At 69.6% G+C, this 19,156-nt stretch carries 18 protein-coding genes; 5 read left to right on the plus strand and 13 right to left on the minus strand.

Annotated features, from left to right (window positions below; translation table 11 throughout):
• Window positions 1–8 precede the first annotated feature (8 nt).
• Window positions 9–1,427, minus strand: a complete 1,419-nt coding sequence (locus OHB49_RS04735) for a DEAD/DEAH box helicase (RefSeq protein WP_329158167.1) — start codon at window positions 1,425–1,427, stop codon at window positions 9–11.
• Window positions 1,428–1,645: 218 nt separating this feature from the next.
• Here OHB49_RS04735 and OHB49_RS04740 point away from each other — a divergent pair, with 218 nt between their 5' ends.
• Both OHB49_RS04740 and OHB49_RS04745 read left to right on the plus strand, forming a co-directional pair.
• Entirely contained in the window at window positions 1,646–2,266 is a 621-nt protein-coding gene (locus OHB49_RS04740) for an L-threonylcarbamoyladenylate synthase (protein ID WP_030976111.1), read from the plus strand.
• Between the two features lie 88 nt (window positions 2,267–2,354).
• Window positions 2,355–3,872, plus strand: coding sequence for a glutamate synthase subunit beta (locus tag OHB49_RS04745; RefSeq protein ID WP_329158170.1), 1,518 nt, complete (start codon window positions 2,355–2,357; stop codon window positions 3,870–3,872).
• 66 nt (window positions 3,873–3,938) lie between these two features.
• On the opposite strand, the gene OHB49_RS04750 is transcribed toward OHB49_RS04745, so the two are convergent.
• The 4 genes from OHB49_RS04750 to OHB49_RS04765 form a co-directional block, all read right to left on the minus strand.
• A complete protein-coding gene (locus tag OHB49_RS04750) occupies window positions 3,939–5,159 on the minus strand; it encodes a cytochrome P450 (RefSeq protein ID WP_329158172.1) in 1,221 nt (406 codons plus the stop codon).
• Window positions 5,160–5,530: 371 nt separating this feature from the next.
• On the minus strand, window positions 5,531–6,913 hold the full coding sequence (locus tag OHB49_RS04755; RefSeq protein ID WP_329158175.1) for an NAD(P)/FAD-dependent oxidoreductase: 1,383 nt from the start codon (window positions 6,911–6,913) through the stop codon (window positions 5,531–5,533).
• Entirely contained in the window at window positions 6,910–7,119 is a 210-nt protein-coding gene (locus OHB49_RS04760; protein ID WP_030976104.1) for a ferredoxin, read from the minus strand. Before OHB49_RS04760 ends, OHB49_RS04755 begins: the two co-directional genes overlap by 4 nt.
• A gap of 213 nt (window positions 7,120–7,332) precedes the next feature.
• Complete coding sequence (locus OHB49_RS04765; protein WP_329158176.1) at window positions 7,333–7,680, minus strand: VOC family protein; 348 nt, start codon at window positions 7,678–7,680, stop codon at window positions 7,333–7,335.
• Window positions 7,681–8,363: 683 nt separating this feature from the next.
• Between OHB49_RS04765 and OHB49_RS04770 the strand changes: the two genes are divergently transcribed.
• Window positions 8,364–9,455 carry an NAD(P)/FAD-dependent oxidoreductase gene (locus tag OHB49_RS04770; protein ID WP_329158178.1) on the plus strand — a complete coding sequence of 364 codons (1,092 nt, stop codon included), beginning with the start codon at window positions 8,364–8,366 and terminating at the stop codon, window positions 9,453–9,455.
• A gap of 90 nt (window positions 9,456–9,545) precedes the next feature.
• Here OHB49_RS04770 and OHB49_RS04775 read toward each other — a convergent pair whose 3' ends face one another.
• Window positions 9,546–10,130, minus strand: a complete 585-nt coding sequence (locus tag OHB49_RS04775; RefSeq protein ID WP_030976094.1) for a helix-turn-helix domain-containing protein — start codon at window positions 10,128–10,130, stop codon at window positions 9,546–9,548.
• Between the two features lie 213 nt (window positions 10,131–10,343).
• Here OHB49_RS04775 and OHB49_RS04780 point away from each other — a divergent pair, with 213 nt between their 5' ends.
• Window positions 10,344–10,811, plus strand: coding sequence for a methylated-DNA--[protein]-cysteine S-methyltransferase (locus OHB49_RS04780; RefSeq protein ID WP_329158181.1), 468 nt, complete (start codon window positions 10,344–10,346; stop codon window positions 10,809–10,811).
• Window positions 10,812–10,929: 118 nt separating this feature from the next.
• On the opposite strand, the gene rbsD is transcribed toward OHB49_RS04780, so the two are convergent.
• Genes rbsD through OHB49_RS04805 form a run of 5 tightly spaced genes read right to left on the minus strand, consistent with a single transcriptional unit; the run spans window position 10,930 to window position 16,759 of the window.
• On the minus strand, window positions 10,930–11,319 hold the full coding sequence (rbsD, locus tag OHB49_RS04785; RefSeq protein ID WP_329158183.1) for a D-ribose pyranase: 390 nt from the start codon (window positions 11,317–11,319) through the stop codon (window positions 10,930–10,932).
• On the minus strand, window positions 11,316–12,221 hold the full coding sequence (locus tag OHB49_RS04790) for a ribokinase (protein WP_030976088.1): 906 nt from the start codon (window positions 12,219–12,221) through the stop codon (window positions 11,316–11,318). The genes rbsD and OHB49_RS04790 overlap by 4 nt, the downstream gene beginning before the upstream one ends.
• 38 nt (window positions 12,222–12,259) lie before the next feature.
• Complete coding sequence (locus tag OHB49_RS04795) at window positions 12,260–14,212, minus strand: ABC transporter permease/substrate-binding protein (protein WP_329158185.1); 1,953 nt, start codon at window positions 14,210–14,212, stop codon at window positions 12,260–12,262.
• A complete protein-coding gene (locus OHB49_RS04800; protein ID WP_030976084.1) occupies window positions 14,202–15,746 on the minus strand; it encodes a sugar ABC transporter ATP-binding protein in 1,545 nt (514 codons plus the stop codon). The genes OHB49_RS04795 and OHB49_RS04800 overlap by 11 nt, the downstream gene beginning before the upstream one ends.
• Window positions 15,743–16,759, minus strand: coding sequence for a LacI family DNA-binding transcriptional regulator (locus OHB49_RS04805; protein ID WP_329158189.1), 1,017 nt, complete (start codon window positions 16,757–16,759; stop codon window positions 15,743–15,745). The genes OHB49_RS04800 and OHB49_RS04805 overlap by 4 nt, the downstream gene beginning before the upstream one ends.
• A 273-nt stretch (window positions 16,760–17,032) precedes the next feature.
• Between OHB49_RS04805 and OHB49_RS04810 the strand changes: the two genes are divergently transcribed.
• Window positions 17,033–17,395 (plus strand): DUF779 domain-containing protein, encoded by a 363-nt coding sequence (locus OHB49_RS04810; protein ID WP_313940666.1) that lies wholly within the window; start codon window positions 17,033–17,035, stop codon window positions 17,393–17,395.
• 332 nt (window positions 17,396–17,727) lie between these two features.
• On the opposite strand, the gene OHB49_RS04815 is transcribed toward OHB49_RS04810, so the two are convergent.
• Both OHB49_RS04815 and OHB49_RS04820 read right to left on the minus strand, forming a co-directional pair.
• On the minus strand, window positions 17,728–17,922 hold the full coding sequence (locus OHB49_RS04815) for a hypothetical protein (RefSeq protein ID WP_030976078.1): 195 nt from the start codon (window positions 17,920–17,922) through the stop codon (window positions 17,728–17,730).
• A gap of 134 nt (window positions 17,923–18,056) precedes the next feature.
• Entirely contained in the window at window positions 18,057–18,950 is an 894-nt protein-coding gene (locus OHB49_RS04820; protein WP_329158192.1) for a phosphatidylinositol-specific phospholipase C/glycerophosphodiester phosphodiesterase family protein, read from the minus strand.
• Window positions 18,951–19,156: the final 206 nt, after the last annotated feature.

The raw sequence follows: 19,156 nt of genomic DNA on the forward strand, positions 1-19,156 counted from the left end.
CCAGGCGCCTACTCGGAGCCGCGGCGTACCCGTGCGGCCCTGCGGGCCTCGGCCATCTTGCGGGCGTCACCGCCCCGGCGGGATGCACCACCGGTGCGCCCCGATTCGCCTCGGGGGGTACCCATGCCGCGGAACGGAGCGTTGCCGGTCTTCGGGCGCGCGGCGGCAGGACCGCCGTCGAGGGGAACGCCGGAGGGGGTCCGGGCACCCGTGATCCGGCTCAGTTCCGCCTCGCCCGAGCGCACCGCGGTGATCTTCGGCGTGATGCCGGCATCAGCCATGAGCCTGCTCATTTCGCGGCGCCCGCTCGAAGGGACCAGGGTGACGACGCTGCCGGACTCACCGGCGCGGGCGGTGCGCCCTGCACGGTGCAGATAGTCCTTGTGGTCGCTGGGCGGGTCGACGTTGACCACCAGGTCGAGGTCGTCCACGTGCAGGCCCCGGGCGGCGACGTTGGTGGCCACCAGCGCGGTGACCTGACCGTTCTTGAACTGGGCGAGGGTGCGCGTGCGCTGGGGCTGGGACTTTCCGCTGTGCAGCGCGGCCGCACGGACACCGCTGGCCCGCAGGTGCTTGGTCAATTGGTCGACCGCATGCTTGGTGTCCAGGAACAGGAGCACCCGGCCGTCGCGGGCCGCGATCTCGGTCGTGACGGCGTACCTGTCGGCGCCGTGGACGGTCAGCACATGGTGTTCCATCGTCGTGACCGCCCCCGCCGACGGGTCGACCGAGTGGACCACCGGGTCGTGGAGGTAGCGGCGGACCAGCAGGTCGACATCACGGTCCAAGGTCGCCGAGAACAGCATGCGCTGCCCGCCGGGGCGCACCTGATCGAGCAGTTCGGTGACCTGGGGCAGAAAGCCCAGGTCGCACATCTGGTCGGCCTCGTCCAGCACGGTGATACGCACCCGGTCCAGGCGGCAGTCCTTGCGCTCGATGAGGTCGTGGAGGCGTCCGGGGGTCGCTACGACGACCTCGGCCCCGGCCCGCAGCGCACCGGCCTGCCTGCCGATCGATATGCCGCCGACCACTGTGACCATCCGCAGCTGCAGGGCCCGGGCGTACGGTGTGAGCGCCTCGCCGACCTGCTGGGCCAGCTCCCTGGTGGGGACGAGGATCAACCCGAGCGGCTGCTTCGGCTCCGCACGCCGGCTCGCGATCCGCGTGAGCAGCGCCAGGCCGAAAGCCAGAGTCTTGCCCGATCCGGTGCGCCCCCGGCCCAGGACGTCCCGGCCTGCGAGGGAGTTCGGCAGCGTCGCCGCCTGGATCGGGAACGGGTGGTTCACGCCGAGGCCGGTGAGCGTCTCCAGCAGGGCGAGCGGCAGGTCCAGGTCGGCGAACGACGCCGCCGCCGGGAGGGCCGGGGTGACCGTATCCGGCAGTGCGAATTCACCCGTCGGGGCGTTCGTGCGAGCTGAGCGCGTCATGGAAGCCTTCCTCGATGTGCGGCACGTATCGAGGAATTCCCGACAGACGGAGAAGCCGGCAAACCGCAAGAACGGGCAAGTGAAGATGGTGGAGGCCATCAACGGTAGCAGTCGGTGCTCACCAGGAGCGTGAAAGCGCAAGCACCGGAGGGGCCGACCGCCTCACCACTGCGGTCCGGTCCCTGACCACGGCTGTCCGGATCACATAGGCTCGGCGGATGGCAAAGTACTTTGACGTGCACCCCGAGAATCCTCAGCGGCGCGCCATCAGCAGCGTGGCCGACAGCATCCGCTCCGGTGCGCTCGTCGCGTACCCGACGGACTCCTGTTATGCCCTGGGATGCCAGCTGGGCAACCGTGACGGCATCAGCCGCATCCGGTCGATCCGGAACCTCGACGATCGTCACCACTTCACGCTCGTGTGCGAGGACTTCGCGCAGCTGGGCCAGTTCGTGCACATCGACAACGATGTGTTCCGCGCGATCAAGGCAGCCACGCCCGGCAGCTACACCTTCATCCTGCCTGCGACGAAGGAGGTGCCGCGCCAGCTGCTGCACCCCAAGAAGAAGACGGTCGGAGTCCGCATTCCCGACCATGCTGTCGCTCAGGCCCTGGTCGCCGAGCTCGGCGAGCCGCTGCTGTCGAGCACGCTGCTCCTTCCCGACGAGGACGAGCCGTTGACGCAGGGCTGGGAGATCAAGGAGCGGCTCGACCACGTGGTGGACGCCGTGGTCGACTCGGGAGACTGCGGCACCGAACCGACCACGGTCATCGACTTCTCCGACGGCGAAGCGGAGATCGTACGCCGAGGAGCAGGCGACACCACACGCTTCGAGTAGCCGTACCACAGCCCGATGAAAGAAGGATGAACCAGGCGTACGCTGACAAAAACGCCGGTACACCGCAATTGGGCGATGGAGGCGGGGCATGACCGACCCCCACGGCTTCCTCAAAGTTCCCCGTCGGCCCGTTCCGGCGCGCCCCGTCGACGAACGGCTGGGCGACTGGAACGAGGTCTATGCGGGGCAGGCACGGCTTCCGCTCGTGTCCGAGCAGGCGGGGCGCTGCATGGACTGCGGCATACCGTTCTGTCACAGCGGCTGTCCGCTGGGGAATCTGATCCCCGAGTGGAACGCGTACGCGGCGAAGGACGACTGGTGGGCCGCCGCCGAGCGACTGCACGCGACGAACAACTTCCCGGAATTCACCGGGCGGCTGTGCCCGGCCCCATGTGAGGACGCCTGCGTGCTCACCATCAATGCCGATCCAGTGACGATCAAGAACGTCGAGCAGGCGATCGCCGACGAGATCTGGGCGCGCGGATACGCGCCACCGCGACCGCCCGAGCGGCTCAGCGGGAAGACCGTCGCCGTCATCGGCTCCGGACCGGCCGGACTGGCGGCGGCACAACAACTCACCCGTATCGGTCACACCGTCGCCGTCTACGAGCGCGCCGACCGCGTCGGCGGACTGCTGCGCTACGGCATACCCGCGTTCAAGATGGAGAAGCAGCACTTGAACCGCCGCATCGAGCAGATGCGCTCGGAGGGCACGAAGTTCCGCACGGGCGTGGACGTCGGCAGCGATCTCGACGCCATCGAGCTCACCAGACGTCACGACGCGGTGGTCGTGGCCGTCGGAGCCAGGGGACAGCGGGAGCTGCCTGTCCCTGGCCGTGAGCTGCACGGCATCCATCAGGCCATGGACTACCTGACCTTCGCCAACCGGGTCAGGGAGGGCGACTACGTCTCGTCCCCCGTCACAGCCGAGGGCAAGCACGTGGTGATCATCGGAGGCGGCGACACCGGCTCGGACTGTCTGGGCACCGCCCTGCGTCAGGGCGCGACGTCCGTGGTGCAGCTGGACATCAATCCGGAGCCCGGCGAGGTCCGGCGGGAGACCGAGCCCTGGCCCACGTATCCGAAGGTCTACCGGATCTCCCATGCGCATGAAGAGGGCCGGGGACGGGAGGGTACGGATCCGCGAATCTTCTCCTCCGCCACCCTCCGTCTCGAAGGGGACCGGCACGGCCACGTCCGCGGCATACGCCTGGCGGAAGTGGAACCCGAGGACAGAAGGCCGCGGCCGGACACCGAGCACGTGATCGCGGCGGATCTGGTCCTGCTCGCACTCGGCTTCTACGGTCCCGAACGGGGCACCGGTCTGATGAAGCAGCTCGCGCTCACGCTGGACGACCGGGGCAACTTCGCCCGGGATGCCGACTTCGCCGCCGAAACGACGGATCGGGCCCGGAGCCCCGAGCGGACGGTCCGTACCGGGACGGACGGGGTCTTCATCGCCGGCGACGCGGGACGTGGCCAGTCCCTTGTGGTGTGGGCCATCGCAGAGGGACGGTCCGCGGCGGCCGCAGCGGACCGCTATCTGAGCGGCTCCACAGAGCTGCCGGCCCCCGTCGCCCCGAGCGACCGCCCCCTGGTGGCATGAGCGCTTCCGGTACCCCGTGCCCACGATCAAGACCACTGCTTCGCCGGAGCCACGACGACCTTCCGCCTACGCTCCTGCGGCATGCTGGATCATGAGATGACGGGGACCGCGCAGCACGGGACTGCGCCGGTACGGAGGTGGGTCCTCGACCAGGCGGGGGTCGTCGAGGCTGCGCACGAGCGCACTGAGTGCGATCTGCGCCTCGACACGGGCGAGCGGGGCACCGAAGCAGTTGTGGATGCCACTGCCGAAGCCGAAGTGCTGATTGTCCTCACGCATCGGGTCGAAACGGTCCGGGTCGTCGAACCTCAGGGGGTCCCGGTTGCCGGAGGCGAGGACAAGGATCAGGGAGGCGCCCTTCGGGACGGTGACCCCCGCGACCTCGATGTCGGTGAGCGGCGAGCGCTGCGGCAGGAACTGGACCGGGGGCTCGTAGCGCAGCAGTTCCTCCACGGTCCTCGGCATGAGTTCGGGCGCGGCACGCAACTTCGCCAGGATGTCGGGGTGTCGCAGGAGGGTGAGCATGCCGTTGGTGATCAGGTTGACGGTCGTCTCGTGTCCGGCGATGAGCAGCAGTACAGCCGTGGCCATCAGTTCCGGCTGGGTGAGACGGCCTTCGGGTCCTTCGTCGTTGGCCAGCGCGGAGAGCATGTCGCCGGACGGGTGGCCACGCCGCTCTTCGGCGAGGTCGCCCAGATAGTGCGCCATGGCGTCCCGCGCCTCCATGGCCGACTGTCGACGCTGCTCCGGGTCCTCCCCGTGACTGAAGTCGAAGCCGGCGATGATCGTGTTCGTCCAGGCGCGGACGCGGGGCACATCTTCCTGGGGCACGCCCAGGAGCCCGCAGATCACGGTGACGGGCAGCGGGTAGGCGAAGTCGTCGACGAGGTCGATCCGGTCCTTGCCCCGGAACGCCTGGATCAGTTCCTCGGCGATCCGGGTGATGTCACCCTGCAGGGCGTCGATCCGTCCTGGGGAGTGCGGCGGGCCGAAAGGGCGCATGGCGATGCGGCGGAGCCGGTCGTGTTCGGGGTCGTCGACGCCGATGAAGGCCGGCGGCATGTCGTCCGACCTGGCCAGCAGCGGGTCCGGATCCGTTCGGTTACGCAGGTCCGAACTGATCCGCGGGTCGTGGAGGAGCGCGGCGATCTCATGGTAGGTGCCCACCAGGTAGCTGCCGTCGCCCTGTCGTGACACGCCGTTCTCGCGGAGTTCTGCGTAGAGCGGATACGGGTCGGCACGGTTCGCGTAGTCGGTGATGCGTTCAAAGAGGGTGTCCGGGGGCATGCGTGGGGCTCCTCATCGAGCATGTGCGGCGGTCGGGGGTTCACAACTGCTGGGCATGCAAGCTGCTTTGGTGAACATGGGCACGATTGAGTGAACGGTGTGACATTCGGTGGGTGTGTCTGGCGGGGTGTGTGTAGCGTTCTCGGTGCGATCTGGGACGCCGGGTGTGGCGTCAGCAGTCGGGGCCCCCGTGTCACCAGCGAGATGGTTCGGGGCCTCCCCGTCGCCTCTGGCCACACCCATATGGCCAGGTCGTAGGGATCCCGCCCGCCCGGGACGGACCGCATACGGGATATGCGTCGCCGACCGGGACGCGAAAGCGGAGGACCAGTGCGCCCAAGACCGTTCGGGGCGTGCCGTTGAGCCAGGACTCACTCCTGCTCACTGCCCAGGAACGGTGATTCGGCCCGCACCAGAATCAGGTGCCGGTCCGGCAGATGACCGGTGAGAGCCACGGTCGGACCGTGCGAGAGCAGCTGAGGGGACGGCACGTCGGAGGGGACGGGCGTGGGCGAACCGGACCGGTCGGCGGCACCGGGAGCGGGTGGGAACGGCGCCGCCGACTCGATGAGGTACTGGTAGTGCTCCAGCCACTTGGCGCGGTTCACACTGACCGCCGCGGTGACACGTCCCCGGTAGCCGTAGACGGCAACGAACCGGCCCTCGCGCAACGAGCCCTGGGCGATGACAACTTGATCGGAGAAGGTCGGTACGCCCACGGACTTGATGTTGAGGCCGAACTGGCTGGACCAGAAGGCGGGCACCGACAGGTGCGGGCGCCTGCGTGGTCCCGGGCTGATCATGTTGTGGGCCGCCACCTCGGCCTGCGCAACCGCGTTGCCCCAGTGTTCGAGGGAGAGCATCTGGTACTCGAAGAGGGGATGCGGGAAGCGTGCCACGTCTCCGGCGACGAAGACATCGTCGGTGACGATCCCGTACATGTCGAAGGCGCGGCACCCCGCGTCGCAGGCGACGCCTCGAGGGCCCGCGGCCAGGCCTGATCCGTCAAGCCATTCGGTGTTGCGGATGGCTCCCAACGCGACCACGGCGACATCGGCGTCGATCCGGCGGCCGTCGGAGAACTCGGCACCGGTGAGCCGGCCGTTGCTGCCCTTCAGAGCGGTGACGGTCACGCCGCAGCGCAGGTCGACCCCGTGTGCACGCTGCAGCCGCCCCGCATAACTGCCGAGTGTCCCGCCGAGCGCGCCGACGAGAGGCGAGGGTCCGCGTTCGGCGACCGTTACGTCGAGACCGCGCTCCCGGCAGGCGGACGCGATTTCCGAGCCGATGAATCCGGCGCCGATCACCAGGACCCGGCGCGGTCCTGCGTCGAGGAGTTCGGCGAGGCGGGCCGCGTCGTCATTCGTACGCAGGGTGAGTACGCCGTCCAGACGGGCTTCGTCGGAGTTCGCCCATGGTCGGGCCCGGGTCCCGGTGGCGATCAGCAGCCGGTCGAAGGGAAGCTCTTCGCCGTCGGCGAGGATCACCCGCTTCTTGATCGGGTCGACCCCGACGGCACGGACACCGAGCTTCCATCGCGCGTCGACCTCGCGGCGGCCCGGCAGCCCGACGTCATGCGCGTGCACCCGCCCGAGCAGCACCTGCTTGGACAGCGGTGGTCTGTCGTAAGGAGGGTGGGGTTCCTCCCCCACAAGGGTCAGCGATCCGGCGAAGCCTTCGTCACGCAACGTCTCGGCGGCGCGCAGACCGGCCAGCGACGCACCGACGACGACGATCCGGCCGACGCCGCTCACGGAGCGCCGACGCCCGCCGGCTCGCCGACGAGGATGGCCTGTACCGGACAGGCCACCGCAGCCCGGCGGACGCGCTCATGCTGATCGTCGGGCACGGTCGGCGTGAACATCAGGGCCTCCTCGCCATGCAGCTCGAACACCTGCGGTGCGAGAAAGACGCACTGCGCATACCCCTGGCAGCGATTGAGGTCGACAACGATCTGCATCCCGGCCCACTCCTCCCTGCCACCCGTCACCTCTGTCCTAATGCCTGCCGGCGGCCGACGCGAACGATGCTGGTCCATCCGGGTTCGCAGACCGACGGGCCAGGAAGGGCGGTGGCTGCGGCAGACCGCGCGCCGCGGAAGCACCGGTTCCGCGGTGCAGCAGTTCCTCAGGGGCGACCCGCTCGGTCGTGGGAGCGGAAGCCGCGATGCCCCCTATCGGTGGCCCAGCACGTTGACGACCCGACCGTTGGGGTCCCGGACGAAGAACCGGCGCACACCCCATTCCTCGTCCTGCAAGGGGTGCAGGATCTCCGCACCGCTGTCACGTACCACCGCGTAGGCCGCGTCCACGTCGTCCACCTCGACGCTCATGTCGGGCACGACCGGTGCGGTCCTGTCGTTCGTCATGAAGCTGACCTGTGCCGTCGGAGCGGACGGAGAGGCAAGCGTCATGATCCAGCCGTGGTTCATGACCTCTTCGAGGCCCAGCAGACCGTAGAAGTCGCGGCTCTCCTGGACGGTCTCCGACTGGATGTTGGGCACGACACGGCGAACGGCCATCAACGCCTCCATGAAGTAGTCATGTGTATGAGCCGCCCCAGGAAACCTCGGGCACGCGCTCTGGTGAGACGAGCTCCAGGCTAGTTCGGCTGCGTGCCTCATCGCGGCTGGTCGCCTGACCGTCACGTCACTACGTCATGCGAGCTCGGGCACGGCGTGGGCCGTCGGCCCACCCCGCGTCCCGGCCCGCACGCGCCGTCGGACCGCTCGCCGCTCAGCCGAGTCCGACGGCGAAGACGTGCAGGCTGGCGTTGTCGGGAAGCGTCACACTCTTGATCCGCTTTCCGTCAGGCACGGAGAAGGGCGCTGTCGCGAACGGAGGACAACGTTGTTGAAGCGCCTGACAACGTTGTCGGATCTGCTGAAGCCGCCACCACCAGCATCCCCGCCGCCGCGGCGGCAACCGCGCCGCGAAATCCGCGACCGGTCCCGTGACCGGTTCCCTGACCTGTACGACGTCTCACACACGCCTCCGGGGAGTGAGGGCGGCTCAGCTCAGCCACCACACACTCGGCGAGTCGACAGTGTCCGGTCAAGAGCCGCGCAGGGATTGACCTGCGCCGGACGCTGCCGTGCAACCGCGCACGGTACAGATCCCGATGCACCTCGCTCGACTTCCTCCAGGCTTGCCATAACAGCAAGAAAATTTGCATACGTGCTCGGGTGGCTCGCAGGGTGTCCGTATGGATGAGACGGAGAAGAACGGCCTCACTGAGGCAGCTGCTGTTGTAGATGTCGTGGTCGTCGGAGGTGGGGTCGCCGGGCTGTCCGGTGCTCTGACATTGGCCCGTTCCCGGCGGTCGGTGCTGGTGATCGACTGCGGGGAGCCGCGCAACGCGCCTGCATCCGGGGTCCATGGACTGTTGTCGCGCGACGGAATCGCGCCGGGCGAGCTGCTGCGGGCCGGTCAGGAGGAGGTCACCGGCTACGGCGGCCAGGTCGTGTCGGACAGGGTGCTGGCCGTCCGCCGTGACCGCGAACGGTTCGTCGTGGACACCGCCGGAGGCCGGAGCTACGGTGCTCGGCGACTGCTGGTGACCACCGGGCTGATGGACGAATTCCCCGATGTCCCCGGCCTGCGGGAGCGGTGGGGTCGTGACGTGCTGCACTGCCCGTACTGCCATGGGTGGGAGGTGCGCGACACGCCGATCGGAGTACTGGCCGAAGGGCCCGCCGCAGTGCATCAGGCGCTGTTGTTCCGCCAGTTGTCTGCGGACGTGACTCTCTTCCTGCACACCGCGGACGACCCGGGCGAGGAGCAGTGGGAGCAGTTGGCCGCTCGCGGGATCGGCGTGGTCGACGGAGAGGTCGCCGCTCTCGAAGTGAGCGACGACCACCTGTCGGCCGTACGGCTCTCCTCCGGCCTGCGGGTACCGGTGCGGGCTCTGGTGGTGGCGCCCCGGTTCGATGCCCGTGGCGAGGTGCTCGCGGGCCTCGGCCTGACCGCGGTGGAACACCCCATGGGCGTGGGGAGTTACGTGGAATCGGACGCGAGCGGGTTCACCGGCGTCGCCGGGGTGTGGGTCGCCGGGAATGTCACCGACCTGTTGGGTGGGGTCCCCGCCGCCGCGGCCTCCGGAGTACAGGCAGCAGCGGCGATCAACGCCGACCTCGTGGCCGCCGACACCGATACCGCGGTGGCGCGCCGGAAGGAGGACCGGTTCGTCGATGTCTTCAGCCCGGATGCTGAGGCAGCCGGCTGCGAGCGCGCCCTGGGGAATCGCCGCCATGGACTCGACACGCTGCTCCGCCCGGGTCGCCCCACCGGTCGGTGACTCCCCTGCGCGGGTCGGCGGCGTACGCTGCCTGACCGCCGCCCGCGAAGAGCTCCCGCCCCGTGAGCGGGCGCGGACCACCGCATGCGGTCAGGTCGCGCGGGCGCGCAAGTGGGCGCGCTCACCCTGCGGGCCGAAGAGAACGAGCAGTTCGACCGCGTCGGAGTCGGCGGATCCCAGCCAGTGCGGCAGGTGGGTGTCGAACTCCGCCACCTCACCGGGTTTGAGAACCAGGTCCTGGTCTCCGAGGAGCAGCCTCAGGCGGCCGCTCAGGACGTAGACCCACTCGTGCCCCTCGTGGATCTTCAGGTCGGGTTCGGTGTCCCGTCGGCTGGGCGGGATCACCAGCTTGTGCGCCTGCATTCCGCCGGCCCGGCGGCTCAGCGGCACGAATGTCATCCCGGATCGGCGTACCGGGCGCAGGTGTACGCGTGGGTCCCCGGTCCGCGGTGCGCCGACCAGCTCGTCGAGCGGCACTCCGTAGGCGCGGGCCAGTGGCAGCAGCAGTTCCAGGTTCGGCCGCCGCCCACCGCTCTCCAGTCGCGAGAGCGTGCTCTCCGAGATGCCGGTCGTCTCCGCCAGGTCGGCCAGGGTGATGCCACGCTGCCTGCGCAGTGCGCGCAGTCGCGGCCCGACAGCGGCCAGTACGGTGCTCAGCTCGTCCACATCCGCCATCTTGCTGAAACGGCACAGCCAATTGCAAGTGGATCAGCTCGGCGTGGCATCGCACATCGACGTCAGGGTGTCGTGATGAGCCCCTCCGACGTCGTGGAGCCCCGTCCCTACGACAAGGCCCGGCGCGGCGTCCGATTACCGCCGGCCTCTCGCACCCGAAACCCTCAGGCTGTGAGAGCGGAACGGCAACAGCCAGACGAAGGGACCACGACCATGAGGGTCCACACCGTGATCGACAGCCCGCTCGGCCAACTGCTCCTGATGGGCCAGGAGTCCGGCACCGCACCGGGTGGCACGGCGATCACCTCACTGTCCGTGCAGGGCATGAGGAAGGCTCCCGTCGTCCGCACGGGCCGACGGCACGACCAAGCCGCCTTTGCCGAGGCAGTACGACAGATCCGGGCGTACTTCGAAGGTGAACTGACCATGTTTCAGATGGAGTTCATGCCCACGGGGACCGAATTCCAGCAGCAGGTGTGGGGCGCCCTGGATGCCATCCCGTACGGCGCCACCACCACCTACGGCAAGCTGACCGAACGGCTCGGCCTTCCGCGTGAGCGGGTGCAGGCCGTGGGCGGGGCGGTCGGCGCCAGGTCGGCAGGTGCCATGCGGCACGGGGTCAGTACCGTCCGGTCCGGCCGCCGCCATGCGCTGGGCCTGGTCTTCCACGATGCCACCTGAGTCGCGTGTACCTGCTCGGCGGGGACGGACTGCCGTACCGGAGCCGGCGGACCGCCAGGACACGCAGTGAGGCCCGGCACCGTGACGCGGTGCCGGGCTTCACTCGTACGCACGCGTGTCAGAAGAAGACGCCGCAGCGCAGCATCGCGTTCGCGTAGGGCCGTGCCTCTCCGGTACGTACCACCAGCCGCGCCCCTGCCGACAGCGCCTTGAGCTCGTCGTGTGCTACCAGATCCAGATCCGGGAAGCACCCTGCCAGCAGCCGGGCGGCCTCAGGATTCGCCTCCCGCACCTCGCGCGCGGCCGTGGCGCCCTCGATCACCAGCTCGTCCAGCAGCCCTTCGAGCACGTCGGCGAAGGAAGGGATCCCGGCGCGGAAGGCCAGATCGACGACGCGCGGACCGGCCGGGACGGGCATGCCCGCGTCGCAGACGAGGACCCTGTCGCCATGGCCCAGTTCGGCCAGTGCCCCGGCCAGATGACGGTTGAGGATTCCGGCCTTCTTCACAGCGCGGAGACCTCCTCGGCGGTCGGGAAGGACGCCTGGGCGCCTTCCCTGGTGACGGCGGCGGCGCCCACCCGCACGGCGAAGGCGGCAGCCGTCGCGAGGTCCTCGCCCAGGCTGAGCCGCCAGGCGAGGGCCGCGGTGAAGGCGTCGCCGGCCCCGGTGGTGTCCACGGCGTCGACCCTGGGACTGGGGACCAGTACCACGATCCCCGTACGGCCGTCGGCGACCAGCGCGCCCTGCGCACCCAGTGTGACCACCACCGACCGCGGGCCGAGCGCGAGAAGCTCCCGCGCCCAGTCCTCGGGGCCCGGCCCCGCCGCATCGCCGAGCGTGAACCGGGCCTCGTGCTCGTTGACGACCAGCGGGTCGCAGGCGGCGAGTACGTCCGCGGGCAGCGGCGCGGGCGGCGACGGATTCAGTACGAACCGGGAACCGGCCGGCCGGGTGCGTACCACCTCGGCCACGGTCTCCAGGGGGATCTCCAGCTGCGCCGAGACGACCCGGGCACCGGCGAGCAGGCCGCCGGCGGCCCGGATGTCGCCGGGCGTCAGCCGGGCGTTGGCCCCGGGCGAGACCACGATGCTGTTGTCACCCGACGGATCTACCGTGATCAGCGCGACGCCGGTGGGCGCACCGCCGACCTGGACACCACCGGTATCGACACCGGCCGCGCGCTGTGATTCCAGCAGCAGTCGCCCATGGGCGTCGTCGCCGACCCTGGCGAGCAGCGCGGTACTGGCGCCGAGGCGGGCGGCGGCGACGGCCTGGTTGGCTCCCTTGCCGCCGGGGTGGACCGCAAGATCGGAACCGAGCACGGTCTCACCCGGCGCAGGTCGACGCTCGACGCCGATCACCAGGTCGGCGTTGGCCGACCCCACGACCAGCAGGTCGTAGTCGCGCATCACTGTCCTCCTTTCATGAGGTACGGGGGTGGGGCTGGTCAGGAGAAGTCGGCGACGTTCTTCTCCGTCACGACCTTCACCGGCACCTTGACCATGCTGTCGACCTGCTTGCCGCGCGCGGCCTCGACCGCGTTCTGCACGGCGATCTTCCCGAGTTCCTTCGGCTGCTGGGCGACCGAGGCGTACAGGGTGCCCGCGGCGACCGCCTTCAGGCCGTCGGGGGTGCCGTCGAACCCGACGACGTCGACGGACTTGCCGGCCTTGCTGCCGAGCGCCTTGACCGCGCCGAGCGCCATCTCGTCGTTCTCGGCGAAGACACCGGTGATGCGCGGGTGGGACTGCAGGAGGTTGGTCATGACGTCCAGGCCCTTCGTGCGGTCGAAGTCCGCGGGCTGCGAGGCGACGACCTTGATCCCCGGGTAGGCCTTCAGACCCTCGGTGAATCCCTTGCCGCGCTCGCGGCTGGCGGAGGTGCCCGCGGTGCCCTGGAGGACGACGATGTCGCCCTTGCCGCCGAGCTTCTCGGCGAGCGCCTTCGCGGCGAGCCTGCCGCCCGCGACGTTGTCGGAGGCGACGAGCGTCGCCGTGTCCGCCTTGTTGACACCACGGTCGGCGGCGACCACCGGGATGTGCGCCTTGTTGGCGGCCCGCACCGCAGGTCCCACCGCGTCCGAGTCCACCGGGTTGACGATGATCGACTGCATGCCTGCGCCGGTGAAGTTCTGCAGCTGGTTGGCCTGCTGCGACGCGTCGTTCTGCGCGTCCGTCACGGTGAGGTCGATGCCGGCGTCCTTCGCCTCGGCCTGCGCGCCCGCCTTCATCTGGACGAAGAAGGGGTTGTTGAGCGTGGAGAGCGACATGCCGACCTTGGTGGTCGTACCGGAGTTGCCGGAGTTGAAGAAGGACACGGCTGCGACGACGGCCGCCACGCACACCGCGGCGATCGCGATTTTCGCGGCTCCCTTGCCCCGGGGCCCGGAAGCACCCGACGAGGGCGCCGACGTCGCGGACCCACCACCGGCCCGTCGGCGCACCGTGTCCAGCAGGACCGCGAGCGCGATCACGACACCGATGACGACCTGCTGCCAGAAGGCCGAGACGGACAGCAGGTTGAGGCCGTTGCGGAGCACGGCGAGTATCAGCGCGCCGATCAGGGTTCCGGAGGCCTTGCCGACGCCGCCCGCGAGGCTGGCGCCGCCGATGACGACCGCGGCGATCGCGTCCAGCTCGTACCCCTGAGCGGCCTGCGGCTGCGCGGAGACCAGGCGGGATGCGAGGACGATGCCCGCGACAGCGGCGAAGAGTCCGGACAGGGCGTAGATGACGAGCTTCTGCCGCTTGACGCGCAGGCCCGAGAGACGGGCCGCTTCCTCGTTGCCACCGATGGCGTACATCGAACGGCCGATGTACGTGCGCCCGAGGACGACCGCCGTCACCAGCCCCATCGCGACCATCACGAGGACGGGGACGGGCAGCCACCCGCCGAGCGTGTCGCCGAGCACCGAGACGGAGTCGGGGAAGGGGATCGGGCTGCCTTGCGAGATGACGAGGGACAGGCCGCGGCCGATCGAGAGCATCGCCAACGTGGCGATGAACGGCGGGAGTTTCCCGTACGAGACGAGGGCTCCGTTGACGAGACCGCAGGCGATACCAGTCGCCACGGCGAGGATCACCGCGATCCACACGGGGACGCCTTCGGACGTCGCCATCCAGGCGAGCACGGTCGCCGAGAGCGCCGCCACCGAGCCGACGGAGAGGTCGATACCTGCCGAGACGATGACGAAGGTCACGCCGAACGCGAGAATCGCCGTGACGGAGGCCTGCACACCCACATTCAGCAGGTTCTGAGTGGTGAGGAAGTCGCCGGAGAGCAGCGACATCGCCACCACCAGGACCACCAGGGCGCTCAGTGCGCCGTTGTCGAGCAGGATGCGGCGGAGCGCCGAGGCGCCACTTGCGCCCGAATTGCTCTTGAGCGTGTCAGTGGCCACGGGAGCCCTCCACTTCATCGTTCACATCTGGGGTGGTTGTTACGGACGGGCCGCTGACGGCGAGCGCCATGACCGCGTCCTGGGTCGCTTCGTGCGCGGGCAGTTCGCCGGCGATCCGACCCTGGGCCATGACGAGCACCCGGTCGCTCATGCCGAGGACTTCGGGAAGGTCGCTGGAGATCATCAGGACCGCGTGGCCGGAGGCCGTCAGTTGGTTGATGAGCTGATAGATCTCGACCTTCGCGCCGACGTCGATGCCTCGGGTCGGCTCGTCGAGGATCAGCACCCTGGTATCGGCGAGCAGCCACTTCCCGATGACGACCTTCTGCTGGTTGCCGCCGGAGAGAGTCCGGACGTGCTGGCCGAGGCCTGCCATCCGTACGCCGAGCTCCTCGGCGATCCGGGCGGCGGCGGTGCGCTGCCCCTTGAGGTCCACGAGACCGCCGCGGCTGGCCGAACGCAGCGTGACCAGGCCGAGGTTCTCCTGCACCGAGGCGTCGAGCACGAGGCCCTGCCCCTTGCGGTCCTCGGGCACGAGCCCGATCCCGGCGCCCATGGCCGCGTTCACGTCGCCCTTGCCCAGCCGCTCGCCGCCCACCTCGACGCTCCCCGCGTCGTAGATGTCGGCGCCGAAGACGGCGCGGACGACCTCGGTGCGGCCGGCGCCGACGAGTCCGGCGAGTCCGACGACCTCTCCGGCGTGCACGTCGAAGCTGATGTCGTGGAAGACGCCGCCGCGGGTCAGCCCGCGCACGGAGAGCAACGCTTCGCCCGTCTCCGGGCGTTCGCGCGGATACTGCTGCTCGATGCTGCGCCCGACCATCAGCCGTACGAGCTCGTTCTCGGGGGTCGTGGCGGGCACCTGGTCGATGCTGCGGCCGTCGCGCAGAACGGTGACCCGGTCGCCGAGCGCCGCGATCTCCTCCAGGTGGTGGGTGATGAAGACGATCCCCACGCCGTCCGCGCGCAGCTGCCGGACGATCCGGAAGAGCTTGTCCACCTCTTCGCTGGTCAGCACGGCGGTCGGCTCGTCCATGATCAGGACGCGGGCGTTCAGGCTGAGAGCCTTGGCGATCTCCACCATCTGGAGCCGGGCGATGCCCAGTTCGCGCACCTTGGCCTTCGGTGAGACGTGCACGCCGACCCGGCGCAGGAGTTCCTCGGCGTCCGCCTCCATCTTCTTGCGGTCGATCATGCCGAAGCGCCGCGGCTGGCGGCCGAGGAAGATGTTCTCGGCGACGGTCAGCTCGGGCACCAGGTTGAATTCCTGGTAGATGGTGGCGATCCCGAGCCGTTCGGCGTCCTGGGCGCCGTGGACCCGCACCTCGTTACCGTCGACCAGGATCCGCCCGCTGTCCGGGCGGTAGGCGCCGGAGAGCATCTTGATCAGCGTGCTCTTGCCTGCGCCGTTCTCACCGAGCAGGACGTGCACCTCGCCGCGGCGCAGGTCGAAGTCGACGGAGTCCAGCGCGACCACGCCGGGGAAGGTCTTTCGTATTCCCTCGATACGCAGCAACTCGTCCTGGCTGCTCACAGGTTGCTCCTCCGGTTCGAAGCGGGCTCGCCGCACGACCTGCGTACGACGAGACTTGCGGAAAGGGTGACGGACTGCGGAGGCCGGCCCTCGATGACGTCGACCAGCGCCCTTACGGCGGCTCGGCCGAGGTCTCCGGTCGGCTGGGCGATCGCCGTGATCGGCGGATCGGTGTGGACGAACCACGGGATGTCGTCGAACGCGGCGAGCGCGATGTCCTGCGGAACCCGCAGCCCGTGGGCACGGATCGCGTCGAGTGCGCCGAGGGCCATCAGGTTGTCGGCGGCGAAGACCGCGTCGGGCGGCTCGGGCAGGGCCAGGAATCGCTCAGTGGCACGGCGTCCGCTGTCCGCCTGGAAGTCGCCCTGCCCGATGTAGGCGTCGGGCAGCGGAAGCCCGTGCTCACCCAAGGCGTCGCGAAAGGCCTCGACGCGCTCGCTGCCGGTGGTGGTGGCAGCCGGGCCCGCGATGATCGCGAGCCGGCGGTGGCCGAGGCGGTGCAGATGGGCGACGAGGTCCCGCACGGCGGGACATCCGTCGGCGCGCACCACCGGCACGTCCACCCCGGGAATCCAGCGGTCCACGAAGACCATGGGGGTGCCGGCACGCGCGGCGTCGAGTATCTGCGGGGATCCGCCGTCGGTGGGCGAGACCAGGAGCCCGTCGATCCGGCGGTCGAGGAGCGTACGGACGTGGTGGTCCTGCAGCTCGGGCCGCTCGTCGGCGTTTCCGATGATGACGCTGTACCCGAGGGCGCGCGCCTCTTCCTCGACCGCGCGGGCCAGTGCGGTGAAGTACGGGTTGAGTACGTCGCTGATGATCAGCCCGAGGGTGCGCGTCTGGTCGGTGCGCAGCGACCGGGCGACGGCATTGGGCCGGTAGCCGAGCGCGTCGACAGCGGCGAGGACGCGGGCTCTCGCGTCGGGGCTGACGGACGGATGACTGTTGAGGACACGCGACACCGTGGCGACGGACACGCCCGCCTCGGCTGCGACATCTTTGATGCTCGCCACTGCCGGACCACCTCCTTGTGGTTTCCGTGAGCATCGGATCCAGAGGGTGACGCGGTCGGCGCCGAGGCTCGTGGAAACGATTACACGAGCAATTGGAAACGATTACACGCCTCAGAAGCAAGACCCTCCCGACACAGCGAGACGCAACCGTAATAAAGCGATGCTCACATGAGCGCGACCTGCAGTGCTCGCGGTCCCGTGCAACCTCCACGCAACGTCGTGCGGGGTTACCTGGAGCCACCGCATCGGTATCGGACAGCGAAAGGCCGACACGTGACCCCCTCGGACGCACCGCTCGTGGAGCTCACCCCCGCAGCCGCCGATCTGGTGCGGCGGCTGCGCGAGGCCCACGGGCCGCTGATGTTCCACCAGTCCGGCGGCTGCTGCGACGGCAGTGCGCCCATGTGCTACCAGGACGGCGAGTTCCGTACCGGCAACTCCGACGTGCTGCTCGCCTCGCTCACGGTCGACGGGGTCGCGGAGCGCGTCCCCTTCTGGATGTCGAAGAGCCAGTTCGAGGTGTGGGCGCACACCCGCCTGATCGTCGATGTGGTGGCGGGGCGTGGCAGCGGGTTCTCGCTGGAGGCACCGGAGGGGGTCCGGTTCCTGATCCGGTCGCGCCTCGTCGGCGCCTGATCCGCGCAGGCCGCGCCCCCGACCCTGTACGTCACCGCGCGTCGCGCAGCGCCGCGATGCCGTTGAACACGCCGACGCAGGCCGCGCCATCGCGACCGATGGTGATCGGCGCCGAGTTGTTCTTGTACGAGGGGCCCGTGCCCGTCACCCTGCGTCGGCGGATTCACCGGTGCTGAAGTCGACCGCGGCGGGTTACCAGGTGTCGACGTCCCCGAAGAGGTCGGCTTACGTGCGGGGTCGCACCGCCGCCGAACGCCGGAGCGACCCCCTTGAGGTGTCCACTGAAGTGCCCTGTGTTTCATGACTGGTTCACTGCGCCACAACAAGTCCGATCAGGGCGCGAGGCTGCTGACGACGTCGGCCGTGGCCGTGAGCCCCTCCTGAATGCTCGGCGCCATGCTCGTCCCCGCCAGGAAGAATCCGAGCAGCGCGCAGACGATCGCGTGCGAGAGCTTCAGTCCGCCGTTGCGGAGGAAGATCACCGCAAGGACCAGCAGTAACAGCACCAGTGAGATCGAAATGGCCATGGCCAACCTCCTCCGCCGCGCCGGAATGCGGCATTCGGCCGCCAGTGTGGCGTAACGAAGGGGCCATCCGGCGCACTGGCGTGTCCGCCATCCGGGTGTTGACTGACTGTCACCGCCGCAGGCCCTACGGCCCGTCAGACGCCTTCCCGGGTGCCGCTGTTCTTCGCGCGGAGGAAGAGCTCGAGCCCGGCCAGGTCATCCGTGTTGAGATGGTCGACCCCGGCGGCCAGCAGTTCGGTCCAGACGGCGTCGCGCTCGGGTCCCGCGACGTCCGGCGTCGCCCAGAAGCGGACGCGCTGCCCGCCGCGGTGGGCTGCGCCGACGAGGGCGCGGAGCCTGTCCCGCTCGGCGGCGGGGAACGAGCCCGTGCCCAGCCAGCCGAAGCTCTCGGTCCAGTTGCTGCTGATGAGCGGGATGAATGAGGCTGTCGCCGCGGTGCCGAGGTCGTCGAGCCTGCCGTCGTAGAAGGCGAGGCGCGTGCGCTGCCCCTCCATCGGGACCCGTGCGGCGCGGTCGCCGGAGATGACGGGGGTGACTGCGCCTGCGCGTACCCGGCCGTCGTGGTACGAAGTCAGCATCCGGCGGTACCGCCGTAGTTGCCGGTCGAGCTCCAGGTAGGCGGCGGCGCCGTCCGTCTTGATGTCGATGAGCAGCTGCACGGGTTCGCGGTACCCGGCGTACACCGTGCCGTGGTTGGCCCTGACCCTGGCCAGCAACGGGTCAAGGTAGAGCGACGCAAGGGTGCGGGTGGGGTCCAGGTCGGTGGCTTCGTGGGCGACGAGCAACTCCCCGTCCACGAGGAAGATGTCCGCCTCGACGCTGGTGAACCCGTGAGAGAGAGCGTCGTGGAGTGGGTGCGTGTGGAGGTAGTCGTTGTGCGCGTGGGCCTGTCGCAGCGGGCGTAGGGGCGGGCGGTGCCGCGCGGCGACGGGCGCGGCGGCCGCGGCCGGCTGAAGGGGGACGGCTGCGCCTGCGGCCAGGGTGGCAAGGGCGGTGGTGACGACGCGACGGCGGGTCGGGAACGCCATGAATTCTCCCGGGAACGAGGTGCGGACCGGACGGGCGGACGCGACCGAGTATGGGTCCGGAGCGACACCGTTGGGCAGGTACCTGCCAAGAGTTGACGCGGTCGTCGACCGTCCGTCGACTGCCGTTCCCCCGGGCGGACGGGCTCGTGGGTGGAGCGGGGCGTGGCCGGTCTGCATGGTCCTGTTCGATCGGGCCCCTGCTCTGC

The sequence above is a fragment of the Streptomyces sp. NBC_01717 genome (genome assembly GCF_036248255.1).
Taxonomy (GTDB): Bacteria; Actinomycetota; Actinomycetes; order Streptomycetales; family Streptomycetaceae; genus Streptomyces.